Here is a 12,736-nt window from a genome sequence, read left to right as displayed (position 1 = left end):
GATGCGCGGAGCTTTCACTGCGACAGGCGCTTGTGCGCTGGTCCTGTTGAGTGGTTGCGCACTCTTCGGGCCACGCGACGGCACGCAATATACCTGTTCCAATGTCTCAGCCCTTGGACAGCAATACATGCGGGCCGCGTCGCCCGATGCATTGGAGTGTGGCCCCCAGGGCCAGCCGATCCCTGTCGGTGCCGCCACCTCTACGCCGCAACCTGCTCTGGATCAGTCCGCACCGGCAGTCTCCGCTGTTGCGGCGCTTGACCAATTCTGCGTGGCAAATGCCGAAAGTCTTGGCACGGCAGCCGCCGCTTTCAGGCAGGCCGGATTTACGGAAAACCCACAGAAAGTCACCGTGGGGGATGGCACCATCGGCACACTTTATGAAAACCCAGATGCCGGCTACGCAATCGGTCTGCAAGCCTTCGCCGATACTGGCGAGCCTGTCGCCTGCAGCATCGTGGCGCCTACCAGTGACGCGTTGAAAGCCGACTTTGCTCAGGCAATGCGCGCCAAACCGGGTGTGGAGGAACTGCCAGGAAACAACGTGCTTGGCTTTGAACAAGCCTTCGGCGTCCCTGGCCCTCCGCGCCTGCTCTATTTCGGCACGCCCAGTGTCGCGACCACGTTTGGCGCTGGCACGACCTACGCCATCGGCATCCTTGCCCCCTAACCAAGAGATCGGATTATCAACCGTGCCTGAGATATCCCCATATAGCGATCGCCCAAGCCGCGACGCTCATGAGGCGATGCACGTGACAAGCGGTCTCCGAATGGGGCGCCGGAAAAACGGGCTCGGATGCTGCCACTCTCGTATCAAAATGATCAACGCGGTGGGCAGGAGCTTGACGCTGCCGCGCCCGTCACACTCCACAATCTAAGGACCTTAACGCATGGCCGTCCTCATCGACGAAAACACCAAAGTCATCTGCCAGGGGCTCACCGGCTCACAAGGCACATTCCATACCGAGCAGGCCATCGCCTACGGCACCAAGATGGTGGGCGGTGTGACCCCCGGCAAAGGCGGGATGGAGCATCTGGGCCTGCCTGTCTTCAACTCTGTGCATGAAGCCAAGGCCGTGACCGAAGCCAATGCGTCGGTGATCTACGTTCCGCCCCCCTTCGCGGCGGACTCGATCCTCGAAGCGATCGATGCCGAGATGGAGGTCATCGTCTGCATCACCGAAGGTATTCCGGTGCTCGACATGATGAAGGTCAAGCGCGCATTGGAAAGCTCCAGCTCTCGCCTGATCGGCCCCAACTGCCCCGGTGTCATCACCCCCGATGCCTGCAAGATCGGCATTATGCCCGGCCATATTCACAAACGCGGCAGCGTAGGTGTTGTGAGCCGGTCCGGCACGCTTACATACGAAGCCGTGAAACAGACAACGGATGTGGGCCTGGGTCAGTCGACCTGCGTGGGCATTGGCGGCGACCCGATCAAGGGCACCGAACATCTCGACGTTCTGGAGTGGTTCCTGGCCGATGACGAGACCGAAAGCATCATCATGATCGGAGAGATCGGCGGGTCCGCCGAGGAAGAAGCCGCTCAATTCCTGGCCGACGAGAAAAAGAAAGGCCGCTGGAAGCCGACCGCTGGCTTCATCGCCGGCCGCACCGCCCCTCCGGGCCGTCGCATGGGCCATGCCGGCGCCATTGTCGCCGGCGGCAAGGGCGGCGCCGAAGACAAGATCGAAGCAATGAAATCCGCCGGCATCGTCGTGGCCGAAAGCCCCGCCCAATTGGGCGAAGCCGTGCTGGAGGCGATCAAGGGATGATCCAAAGAGGCCGGGCATATGCTTTGCAGACAGCGCCCCTTACCAGAGGCTGTCTGAGGCTGCCCGGCGGCACCTGCAGACAGGACATGAGTTCTGATCGACACGATCCCATTATTGGGGGCTTTTCCGCTTTCTCTTGGGACCAGAACGCGGGCAAAGACCAAGCTTTTCCAGCCTTGGTAGGCCTGCTCTCGTTCGTCGGCCTCTTCGCTGTCTGGTACGTCCTTTATCAATTTATCGAGTTCCCGCGCTGGATGGCGTGGTTCCACTGACCAGGAAGGTGATCCAATGACCGAACAATCCCCCAACGACGTCTTCCATGCCTCAAGCTTCATGCAGGGGCACAATGCGGAATACCTCGAACAGCTCTACGCCCAATATGCCGGCGATCCCAACGCTGTGGATGAGGCCTGGGCTTCGTTTTTCCGGCAGATGGGGGATGCGGAACTGGACGTGAAGGCCGACGCACAAGGCCCCTCCTGGGCGCGTAGCGATTGGCCCCCGGTGCCCGCGGATGACTTGACGAGCGCGCTGACCGGCGAGTGGGGAGAGACAGCGGCAGAGACCAAGGCCGCGGGTAAGAAGATCGCCGAAAAGGCTGCCGAACAGGGCGTGCCCGTCTCCGAAGACCAGATCAAGCGCGCCGTGCTCGACAGTATCCGCGCGCTCATGCTGATCCGCGCCTACCGGATCCGGGGGCACCTTGTTGCCGAGCTTGACCCGCTGGGCATGCGTGACCACACCCCGCACCCCGAGCTTGATCCGAAATCCTATGGCTTCACCGAAGCCGACATGGACCGTCCGATCTTTATCGACAACGTTCTGGGCCTGCAGGTCGCCTCGATCCGCCAGATTGTCGAGATCGTCAAACGCACCTATTGCGGCACCTTCGCGCTGCAGTACATGCACATTTCGAACCCCGAGGAAGCCGCTTGGCTGAAAGAACGGATCGAGGGGTTTGGCAAGGAAATCCAGTTCACCCGCGAAGGCCGCAAGGCGATCCTGAACAAGATGGTCGAGGCCGAGGGCTTCGAAAAATTCCTCCATGTCAAATACATGGGCACCAAACGCTTTGGTCTGGACGGCGGCGAAAGCCTGATCCCCGCGATGGAGCAGATCATCAAGCGCGGCGGCGCGCTCGGCGTGCGTGAGATCGTCATCGGCATGCCCCACCGCGGGCGCCTGTCGGTGCTGGCCAACGTGATGAAAAAGCCTTACCGCGCGATCTTCAATGAATTCCAGGGCGGCAGCTTCAAACCCGACGAGGTCGACGGCTCGGGTGACGTGAAATACCATCTCGGCGCCTCGTCGGACCGTGAATTCGATGGCAATTCCGTCCACCTGTCGCTCACCGCGAACCCCTCTCACCTCGAAGCCGTGAACCCCGTTGTTCTCGGAAAGGCGCGCGCCAAACAGGATCAGTTGAACGACCATGACCGCACCGCCGTTTTGCCCATCCTGCTCCATGGTGATGCGGCCTTTGCCGGCCAGGGCGTCGTGGCCGAAGGGTTCGGCCTCTCGGGCCTGCGCGGCCACCGCACCGGCGGCACGATGCATATCGTGGTGAACAACCAAATCGGCTTTACCACCGCCCCGCACTTCTCGCGTTCCAGCCCCTATCCCACCGACATCGCGCTGATGGTCGAGGCGCCGATCTTCCACGTGAACGGCGACGATCCCGAGGCTGTGGTGCATGCCGCCAAGGTCGCCACCGAGTTCCGCCAGAAGTTCAACAAGGACGTCGTGATCGACATCTTCTGCTACCGCCGGTTTGGCCATAACGAGGGCGATGAGCCCATGTTCACCAACCCGATGATGTACAAAAGGATCAAGACCCACAAAACCACGCTCAGCCTCTATACCGAACGGCTGGTCAAGGACGGTCTGATCCCCGAGGGCGAGATCGAGGATATGAAAGCCGCTTTCCAGGCCCACCTGAACGAGGAATTCGAGGCCGGGCGCGACTACAAACCCAACAAGGCCGATTGGCTGGATGGCCGCTGGTCCCATCTCGACCGCCGGGGCGAGGAATATGAGCGCGGCAAAACCGCCATCGAACCCTCCACCATGAAGGAGGTGGGCGAAGCGCTCACCCGCCTGCCCGAAGGCTTTCCGGTTCACAAGACAGTGGGCCGCCTGCTCGAGGCCAAGAAAGAGATGTTTGCGACAGGTCAAGGCTTTGACTGGGCCACGGCAGAGGCTCTGGCCTTCGGCTCGCTCCTGACCGAAGGCTACCCTGTGCGCCTGGCCGGTCAGGACAGCACCCGCGGTACGTTCAGCCAGCGTCATTCCGGCATCATCAATCAGGACACCGAAGAGCGGTATTACCCGCTCAATCATGTTCGCGAGGGACAGGCCAATTACGAAGTCATCGATTCGATGCTCAGCGAATATGCCGTGCTTGGATTCGAATACGGTTACTCGCTCGCCGAACCGAACGCGCTTGTCGCTTGGGAAGCGCAATTCGGCGATTTCGCCAACGGCGCCCAGATCATGTTCGACCAGTTCATCTCCTCGGGGGAAAGCAAGTGGCTTCGCATGTCCGGCCTCGTCGTCCTCCTTCCTCACGGCTATGAGGGCCAGGGTCCGGAACATTCCTCCGCCCGGCTTGAGCGTTTTCTGCAGATGTGCGGTCAGGACAACTGGATCGTTGCCAACTGCTCGACGCCTGCGAACTATTTCCACATCCTGCGGCGCCAGTTGCACCGAGATTTCCGCAAACCGCTCATCCTGATGACGCCGAAATCGCTGCTGCGTCACAAGCTGGCGATCTCCGAGACCGCGGATTTCACCATCGGCTCCTCTTTCCACCGGGTCCTCTGGGACGATGCAGAGAAAGGCAATTCCGACACCGAGCTGGTGCCCGACGACCAGATCAAACGCGTCGTGATGTGCTCCGGCAAGGTCTATTACGACCTTCTCGAAGAACGCGACGCACGCGGGATCGACGACGTCTACCTCCTCCGGATCGAGCAATTCTACCCCTTCCCGGCCATCAGCCTCGTGAAGGAGCTTGAGCGGTTCAAAGGCGCAGAGATGATCTGGTGCCAGGAAGAGCCCAAGAACCAAGGGCCCTGGTCGTTCATCGAGCCCAATATCGAATGGGTGCTCAGCCGCATCGACGCCAAGTACAAGCGCCCCGACTACGTGGGCCGCGCCACCTCCGCCTCGCCCGCAACGGGCCTCGCGAGCCAGCATAAAGCCCAACAAGCAGCCCTCGTGAACGATGCGCTGACGATCAAAGGAAGCTAAGCCATGACCACCGAAGTCCGCGTCCCCACCTTGGGCGAATCCGTGACCGAAGCCACCGTCGCCACCTGGTTCAAAAAACCCGGCGACGCCGTGGCGGTTGACGAGATGCTGTGCGAGCTGGAAACCGACAAGGTCACCGTCGAAGTGCCCAGCCCGTCGGCCGGCACGATGGGTGAGATCGTGGCCGCCGAAGGCGAGACGGTCGGCGTCGACGCACTGCTCGCCACGATCACCGAAGGCGCCGCTGCCGCGCCCACTGCCGCCAAACCCGACGACGCCCCGCAAGGGGCGGAGGAGGCCCCCGGCACAAGCGCCACAACCGACGTCATGGTCCCGACCCTGGGCGAGTCGGTCACCGAAGCCACCGTCAGCACCTGGTTCAAGGCTGTCGGCGACAGCGTCGCGCAGGATGAAATGCTCTGCGAGCTGGAAACCGACAAAGTCAGCGTCGAGGTCCCCGCCCCGATCGCAGGCGTCCTCTCTGAAATCATCGCCCCCGAAGGCAGCACCGTCGAAGCCAGCGGCAAACTCGCCATCCTCTCCGGTTCGGGCGCAGCAGTGGCACCCGCCGCTGCAGCCCCCTCCGCGCCCGCGCCAGCACCTGCGGCAAACGGCAAGGACATCGAACACGCGCCCTCCGCTCAGAAAGCCATGGCCGCAGCCGGGATCAGCGCTGATGCCGTCACCGGCACGGGCCGGGACGGTCGCATCATGAAAGACGACGTGGCCAAGGCCCTGACCTCCGCTCCCGCCAAGGCCGAGGCGCCTGCTCCCACCCCGATCCCGCGTGCGCCCGTCCCGGCGGATGACGCCGCGCGTGAGGAGCGGGTCAAGATGACCCGCCTGCGCCAGACCATCGCCAAACGCCTCAAGGACGCCCAGAACACCGCCGCGATCCTGACGACCTTTAACGAGGTCGACATGACCGAGGTCATGGCCCTGCGCAGCCAGTACAAAGACATGTTCGAGAAAAAGCACGGCGTTCGCCTCGGCTTCATGTCCTTCTTCACCAAGGCCTGCTGCCACGCGCTCAAGGAAGTGCCCGAGGTCAATGCCGAGATCGACGGCACCGACATCGTCTACAAGAACTTCGTCCATATGGGCGTGGCCGCCGGTACGCCCCAGGGTCTCGTTGTGCCCGTGATCCGCGACGCCGACCAGATGTCCTTTGCCGAGATCGAAAAGGCCATCGCCGAAAAAGGCAAACGCGCGCGTGACGGCAAACTGTCGATGGCCGAAATGCAAGGCGGCACCTTCACCATCTCCAACGGCGGCGTCTACGGCTCGCTGATGTCCTCGCCGATCCTGAACCCACCCCAATCCGGCATCCTCGGCATGCACAAGATCCAGGACCGTCCGATGGTGATCGGCGGCGAGATCAAGATCCGCCCCATGATGTATCTCGCCCTCAGCTACGACCACCGCATCGTCGACGGCAAAGGCGCGGTCACCTTCCTCGTCCGCGTCAAGGAAGCGCTGGAAGACCCCCGCCGCCTGCTCATGGATCTTTAAGCCCGGAAACACGTGCCCGATCGAGTACATTGATGACCGACAGCCCCGATCGACATATCCTGATTGCCCGCCGCCGCGCTTTTACGCGGCCGGGCTATGTCAGCTATGCAGAGGCTGGGTTCGACGGTCCCTGGGTCAGCCCCTATCAGCAAAGCTGCGGATCGACGTGCGGGCCTGTTCTAATCAGCTACAACTGGCTGGACGCACCCTCCGCCCGCACGCGCAAAGTCGAATTGATGCGCTTGGGTTACCTGCCGGACATGCTGTTCAACCGGGTCCTGGATCGTGCGCTCGCGGATGCGGGACTTGCCCGTAACCAGATCTATCTCACCCACGCCTTCCACCTGCTCCCGGCCACGCGCTCCGCACAGGTGCCGCGTCGGGATATCGAGGCCTCTTTTGACGCCATCACCCGCCACGAGGTCGCAGGTCGGCCCGTTATCGCTCTGGGTCGCGCGGCACAGTCAGCCTGCTGCCGTTTTGGCATTCCTCACCTGCCGGTCTCGCATCCGAGTGCGCGCGGCGCGAACCTGCGAAGCAAAGCGGCGCAAATCACCATGGCCCTGCAAAATCTCTCTCATCTGGAGCATGCTGCGTGATGACAACCGAACTCACCGTCCTCGCCCTCGCCGGTCTGCTTCAGGTCGTGCAATTCGTCTTCTACTCCGTCGCCGCGAACCTTCAGGTTGGCACCGAAAGGGCGCTTGGGCCACGCGATGAAAAGATCGAACTGACCGGCCTTGCCGGGCGTCTGCAACGGGCGATGAACAACCATTTCGAAGGGCTCATCCTTTTCAGCATCGCGGTCGTGGTCGTCACACTGGGCGAGCAATCCAGCGCTGTCACGCAGGCCTGCGCCCATGCTTACCTGATCGCCCGTATCCTCTATATCCCGGCCTATGCTCAGGGCCTCTCCCCTTGGCGCAGCGTGATCTGGGGGGTTGGTTTCATCGCCACCGTGATCATGCTTTTGGCGGCCCTCATATAACCTCAAAACGACAGGCTGCGCCAAGGGCGCATGCAGGTCACCCCGACTTTCTCACAGGAGACCCCCCATGGCTAACTACGACGTCATCATCATCGGCTCGGGACCCGGCGGCTATGTCTGCGCGATCCGCTGCGCGCAGCTTGGCCTGAAAACCGCCTGCGTCGAGGGGCGTGAGACGCTGGGCGGCACCTGCCTGAACGTGGGCTGTATCCCGTCGAAGGCCCTGCTCCACGCCTCCCACATGCTGCACGAGGCCGAGCACAATTTCGCCGCCATGGGGCTGAAGGGCAAAAGCCCCTCCGTCGACTGGAAACAGATGCTTGCCTACAAGGAAGACACCATCGGGCAGAACACAAAGGGCATCGAGTTTCTGTTCAAGAAGAACAAGATCGACTGGATCAAGGGCTGGGGGTCTATCCCCGAGGCCGGAAAGGTCAAGGTGGGCGATGAGGTTCATACCGCCAAGAACATCATCGTTGCCAGCGGTTCCGAAGCGGCGAGCCTTCCGGGTGTCGAGGTTGACGAGAAAGTCGTCGTCACCTCCACAGGCGCGCTGGAGCTGGGAAAGGTGCCCAAGAAAATGGTCGTGATCGGCGCGGGCGTCATCGGCCTTGAGCTGGGCAGCGTCTATGCCCGGTTGGGATCGGAAGTGACGGTGATCGAATATCTCGATGTCATCACCCCCGGCATGGACGCGGAGGTGCAAAAGACATTCCAGCGCATCCTGAAAAAACAGGGGCTTGAGTTCATCATGGGCGCCGCAGTCCAGAAAACCGAGGCCACCAAGACGAAAGCGAAAGTCCATTACAAACTGCGCAAGGATGAGAGCGAGCATATGCTTGACGCCGATGTCGTTCTCGTTGCAACGGGCCGCAAGCCTTACACCGACGGGCTGGGCCTTGACGGGCTTGGGGTTGAGATGACCCAGCGGGGGCAGATCAAGGTCGGCAGCGACTGGCAAACCAACGTGCCCGGCATTTACGCGATCGGGGATTGCATCGAGGGCCCGATGCTCGCCCACAAGGCGGAGGACGAAGGCATGGCCGCTGCCGAACAGGTTGCCGGCAAACATGGCCATGTCAATTACGGCGTCATCCCAGGCGTAATCTACACCCATCCAGAAGTCGCCAATGTCGGCGAGACCGAAGAGACGCTGAAGGAACAGGGTCGCGCCTACAAGGTTGGCAAGTTTTCCTTCATGGGCAATGGCCGTGCGAAAGCCAATTTCGCCGCTGACGGCTTCGTCAAGATCCTTGCCGACAAGACCTCTGATCGCATCTTGGGGGCGCACATCATTGGTCCGGCGGCGGGTGATCTGGTGCACGAGATCTGCGTCGCAATGGAGTTCGGAGCGTCAGCCGAGGATCTTGCTTTGACCTGCCACGCGCACCCGACATATTCCGAGGCCGTCCGTGAAGCAGCACTTGCCTGCGGCGACGGGCCAATCCACAGCTAGCCTTCCGCTCGTAGGGTATCCGTTCCAAACAAGAGCAGCCAGGATAAAAGGGGTATGGGGGGCCACCGTGCCCTGCCCCGCATCTGGTCTGCGCCTTTTTGCCGATCCGGCGGAACTCTGCCGCAGAATCCGGTGTTTTCCATAAGGCGCTATGCGGCACCGGGGTTTCCCGGCCATGCTGAGCGCGTAATGGCATGTCTTAAAAAGGATACCACTATGGAACGGCGAACAGTTTTGACCCTGATGGGCGCTTCGGCTGCAGCGATGGCACTGACCGCTTGCGCGCAGCAGGAGGAAGGCAACGATATTGTCGATATCGCGGCAGGCTCTCCAGATTTCTCAACACTCGTCGCCGCCATCCAGGCCGCAGGTCTTGAGGAGACCCTGAGAGGTCCGGGACCGTTCACCGTGTTCGCGCCCGTCAATTCCGCGTTCGATGCTTTGCCGGCAGGAACGCTTGAGTCTTTGCTGCTGCCTGAAAACCGCGATCAGCTTGCGAACATCCTGACCTATCACGTGGTGCCTGGCGCGATCACATCCGATCAGATCCTGGGCCAACGCCTGCAGGTGGCAACCGTTCAGGGTCAAAGCGTCGATGTGAATGGCATCGTCGGCAAATTCGGGTCCGGCGTTAGGGTAAACGACGCCAATGTCATCAGCGCCGATATCATTGCAACCAACGGCGTGATCCACGCGATCGACCAGGTTCTGCTGCCCTCCTAAACGGGGCTTACTACCACATCGTCTTTGACGCGCGGGCGTGCCATGCATCATCGTATGGCGCGCCGCCTTCCTCTCCCTGCGTCATTTCCCCAAGAATTTCGCCGACAGTTGGCAAGTCCGCTGTTTCCGTTTGCGACCAGAGCTTTGACCGCATGAGGGCGCGGGCGCATTGGGTGTAGATCTCTCCGATGCGGATCACGATCACAGTCGCGGGCAGGCGATTGGCTTTCTCGAACCGTCCCCGCAGCTGCGGATCGGTTGTCAGACGGGCCGTCCCGTTCAGGCGCACAACAGTGTTCGATCCCGGCACGAAAAACATCAGCGAGACACGCCCATCCACCACGATGTTGCGCAGACTATCGAGCCGGTTGTTGCCACGCCAATCCGGCAGCGCGAGCGTCTGGGGATCCAGTTCGGTTACGACGGGGCCGTCATCTCCACGCGGGCTACCATCAGTTCCGTCCGGGCCCACGGTGCTGAGCACACAAAGGCGCGAAGACATGATCCACTGGCGATAAAGTGGTGTGAGGCAGGTCGCGACCTTGCGCAACGCAGGTGCACCGGGACGTCCATAGAGCGCCTCAAGCTCTTCAACCGTGCTGACGTAGTCGATCGGATTCTCCTCCTGCTTCGCGCATCAGCGCATCGGACCGTTCCTCGACCTCCGCTTCAAGCCGTCTCATGAAGGCGTCGCGATCCAGTCCCGGCGCGATGGGATCAAGGAACTCTACCACGGCAAGGCCCGGTTTGCGCAAGATCCCCTTCCTCGGCCAGAACAGGCCCACATTGGTCGCCGCTGGCACACAGGGCTGCGCCAGCTCGGAATAAAGAACGCCGGTGCCGACTTTATAGGGTTTCCGCTCTCCTGGCGCGACTCGCGTCCCTTGGGAATAGATGATAAGCTGACCCGGATCCTGAAATTCCGCCGCCACATCGCGCACCATCTTCGCGATCGCAGCACCCCGCTTGCCACGGTCGACCGGCACGCAACCCAGGCGCTTGGCGTATAACCCGATGATCGGCGTCCAAAGGATTTCCCGCTTCATGATGAATTTCGCCCGCGGAGCGGCGTTGAAGATCAGCATGATATCCAGAAAAGACTGATGCTTGGCCGCGATCATCACTTCGCCCGTGGGCACAGCGCCCCTAACTTCGGTCTGGATGCCGACCATCCAACGGGCGGTCCAGAACACCCAGCGGCAATAGGTCTTGCAGGCCGCAAAAGCCCCTTCGCGGGAGAAGAGAGCATAGGGCGCGAAAACCAGGCCAAGGACAAGCATGGCGACGTAAATCTGAACAACGAATATGAAAGAGCGGACCGTCTGCATCACGCGAGATCTCGTAGCGCCCGCCGGGCCGAATAGCCGGTTGCAAGGAAGGCAACGGCAGCCGCCAGCACCGGGATCAGCAATGGCATCAGCCATCCGGCCCCCTGAAACCCAAGCCCGGTCAAAAGCCCGCCTTCCTCAGAGGCCGAAGGCAAAAGCATGATACCGACAAGACCCACGCCCGTACCAACAGCAGCGCCAATCAGGGCGCGCAGGGTGAAGCGGCGCACGAAAGCCTGGGCGATATAGCCATCACGCGCGCCCACAAGCCGCAGCACCTCGATCACCTGGGCGTTGGCGGCCAAGGCCGCATTGGCCGCGAGCGTGATCATTGCGCCGGTCGCGGAGGCGATGAGCAGAATAGAAAGCCAGCCCAACAGTCTTAAACGTCCCGCGGCCTCAACCAGCGGTTTCCTCCAACGCTGGTGATCGTCGAGCACGGCGCCTGGCACTTCAGCCGAAAGACGCATGCGCAGGCCGGCGGCATCATAGCCATCGGCCGTCTCAATCACCTCGATAAGCTGCGGAACCGGAAGGCTTTCGATGGGCAGGTCCGCCCCGAACCAGGGCGCGAGCAAGGCCGCTTGCTCGTCCGCTGTCAGCGCCCGCGCCGTGGCCACGCCGGGCGTCTGGCGCAGCACCCTAAGCGCGGCCTCTGTCTGGGCGGCCATCTGCTCGGCCGGCGCGCTGATCCGCAAGGTGGCGCTGCGCGCCAGCTCTTCGGACCATGTCGCCGCCAGACGGCCCGACGCCATTGACAGGGCCAGTGCAAAGACGGCCAGAAAAGCCATGGCGCCCGCAGCAAACAGTGTCAGCTGTGCCGTAAAGCCGGACGGCGGCACGATGCGATCGGCCTGGGCGTCCCCCGCAAGGAACCGCAGAATTTCAGCGCGCGTCATAAATCGGCTCCTGCCAATTGCAGGCGCCTGTTGGCGATCCGAAGAACACGCGCCTGGACCTGGCTCTTTGCGGCCCGGATCAGCGCAAGATCATGGCTGGCGATCAGCACCGTCTTGCCCATCCGGTTCAGCTCGACCAACAATTGCAGCAACCGCTGCGACATCTCCCAATCCACATTTCCGGTCGGTTCATCCGCGATCACAACGTCGGGCGACATGATGACCGCACGCGCCAGGGCCGCGCGCTGGCGCTCACCACCCGACAATTCGGGCGGCAAGGCGTCGGCTCGATTGGACAGGCCGACCCACGTCATAAGCTCTTTGAGGTTTCCCATTTCCTGCGAGAGATCGCGACCCGAAGAGATCAGTGGCATCGCGACGTTTTCGGACACCGGCAGATGGTCGAGAAAGCGGCAATCCTGATGCACCACCCCGATCCGCCGCCGCATCATCGCCATCTGATCGCGATCAAGATAGCGCATGTCGGTGTCAAACACCTTCACAGCCCCCGAGGTCGCCAGAAGGGCGCCGTAACACAGTTTGAGAAGGGTGGTTTTCCCCGCGCCCGACGGGCCGGTCAGGAAATGAAAGGAGCCGGGCGCAAGGCGAACCGAGATGTCGCTCAGCAACTCTCCCCCGCCATACGTATAGGCGACATTCTCCAGCTCGATCACGCGGTTTCCTTCCCGTTTCGGGCATCTTTTGCCCGACATGCCGCACAGTTTCAATGCATCACGGCAACGGTCACGCAGCAATTTCTCTTGGACCTTTTGCCGTAACCAATTAGCAAATAAGCTCAAACG

The 12,736-nt window shown here is 61.7% G+C and carries 12 protein-coding genes; 8 read left to right on the top strand and 4 right to left on the bottom strand.

Annotated features, from left to right (window positions below):
* Window position 1: 1 nt before the first annotated feature.
* The 8 genes from CFI11_RS04315 to CFI11_RS04280 all read left to right on the top strand — a co-directional run bounded on the left by CFI11_RS04315 (window position 2) and on the right by CFI11_RS04280 (window position 9,706).
* A complete protein-coding gene (locus tag CFI11_RS04315; RefSeq protein ID WP_130403409.1) occupies window positions 2–670 on the top strand; it encodes a hypothetical protein in 669 nt (222 codons plus the stop codon).
* A 220-nt stretch (window positions 671–890) separates the two neighbouring features.
* Complete coding sequence (gene sucD / locus CFI11_RS04310) at window positions 891–1,775, top strand: succinate--CoA ligase subunit alpha (RefSeq protein ID WP_130403407.1); 885 nt, start codon at window positions 891–893, stop codon at window positions 1,773–1,775.
* Between the two features lie 288 nt (window positions 1,776–2,063).
* On the top strand, window positions 2,064–5,027 hold the full coding sequence (locus tag CFI11_RS04305; RefSeq protein WP_130403405.1) for a 2-oxoglutarate dehydrogenase E1 component: 2,964 nt from the start codon (window positions 2,064–2,066) through the stop codon (window positions 5,025–5,027).
* Between the two features lie 3 nt (window positions 5,028–5,030).
* Window positions 5,031–6,539, top strand: a complete 1,509-nt coding sequence (gene odhB, locus CFI11_RS04300; RefSeq protein ID WP_130403403.1) for a 2-oxoglutarate dehydrogenase complex dihydrolipoyllysine-residue succinyltransferase — start codon at window positions 5,031–5,033, stop codon at window positions 6,537–6,539.
* Between the two features lie 32 nt (window positions 6,540–6,571).
* Window positions 6,572–7,138 carry a uracil-DNA glycosylase family protein gene (locus CFI11_RS04295; protein WP_130403401.1) on the top strand — a complete coding sequence of 189 codons (567 nt, stop codon included), beginning with the start codon at window positions 6,572–6,574 and terminating at the stop codon, window positions 7,136–7,138.
* A complete protein-coding gene (locus CFI11_RS04290; RefSeq protein WP_130403399.1) occupies window positions 7,138–7,527 on the top strand; it encodes an MAPEG family protein in 390 nt (129 codons plus the stop codon). Before CFI11_RS04295 ends, CFI11_RS04290 begins: the two co-directional genes overlap by 1 nt.
* Before the next feature lie 67 nt (window positions 7,528–7,594).
* Window positions 7,595–8,983, top strand: a complete 1,389-nt coding sequence (gene lpdA, locus CFI11_RS04285; RefSeq protein WP_130403397.1) for a dihydrolipoyl dehydrogenase — start codon at window positions 7,595–7,597, stop codon at window positions 8,981–8,983.
* A 216-nt stretch (window positions 8,984–9,199) separates the two neighbouring features.
* Window positions 9,200–9,706 (top strand): fasciclin domain-containing protein, encoded by a 507-nt coding sequence (locus CFI11_RS04280; RefSeq protein WP_130403395.1) that lies wholly within the window; start codon window positions 9,200–9,202, stop codon window positions 9,704–9,706.
* A 10-nt stretch (window positions 9,707–9,716) separates the two neighbouring features.
* Here the strand turns inward: CFI11_RS04280 and CFI11_RS04275 are convergent, their stop codons facing one another.
* Genes CFI11_RS04275 through CFI11_RS04260 form a run of 4 tightly spaced genes read right to left on the bottom strand, consistent with a single transcriptional unit; the run spans window position 9,717 to window position 12,607 of the window.
* Window positions 9,717–10,319 (bottom strand): pyridoxamine 5'-phosphate oxidase family protein, encoded by a 603-nt coding sequence (locus CFI11_RS04275; protein ID WP_130403393.1) that lies wholly within the window; start codon window positions 10,317–10,319, stop codon window positions 9,717–9,719.
* On the bottom strand, window positions 10,297–11,034 hold the full coding sequence (locus CFI11_RS04270; protein WP_130409920.1) for a 1-acyl-sn-glycerol-3-phosphate acyltransferase: 738 nt from the start codon (window positions 11,032–11,034) through the stop codon (window positions 10,297–10,299). The genes CFI11_RS04275 and CFI11_RS04270 overlap by 23 nt, the downstream gene beginning before the upstream one ends.
* Window positions 11,034–11,933, bottom strand: a complete 900-nt coding sequence (locus tag CFI11_RS04265) for an ABC transporter permease (protein WP_130403391.1) — start codon at window positions 11,931–11,933, stop codon at window positions 11,034–11,036. Before CFI11_RS04265 ends, CFI11_RS04270 begins: the two co-directional genes overlap by 1 nt.
* Window positions 11,930–12,607 (bottom strand): cell division ATP-binding protein FtsE, encoded by a 678-nt coding sequence (locus CFI11_RS04260; RefSeq protein ID WP_130403389.1) that lies wholly within the window; start codon window positions 12,605–12,607, stop codon window positions 11,930–11,932. Before CFI11_RS04260 ends, CFI11_RS04265 begins: the two co-directional genes overlap by 4 nt.
* Window positions 12,608–12,736: the final 129 nt, after the last annotated feature.

It is taken from the genome of Thalassococcus sp. S3, assembly GCF_004216475.1.
In the GTDB taxonomy this organism is placed as follows: Bacteria; Pseudomonadota; Alphaproteobacteria; order Rhodobacterales; family Rhodobacteraceae.
Note: the sequence above shows the minus strand (reverse complement) of the source record. Positions and strands in the feature narration are given on the sequence as shown.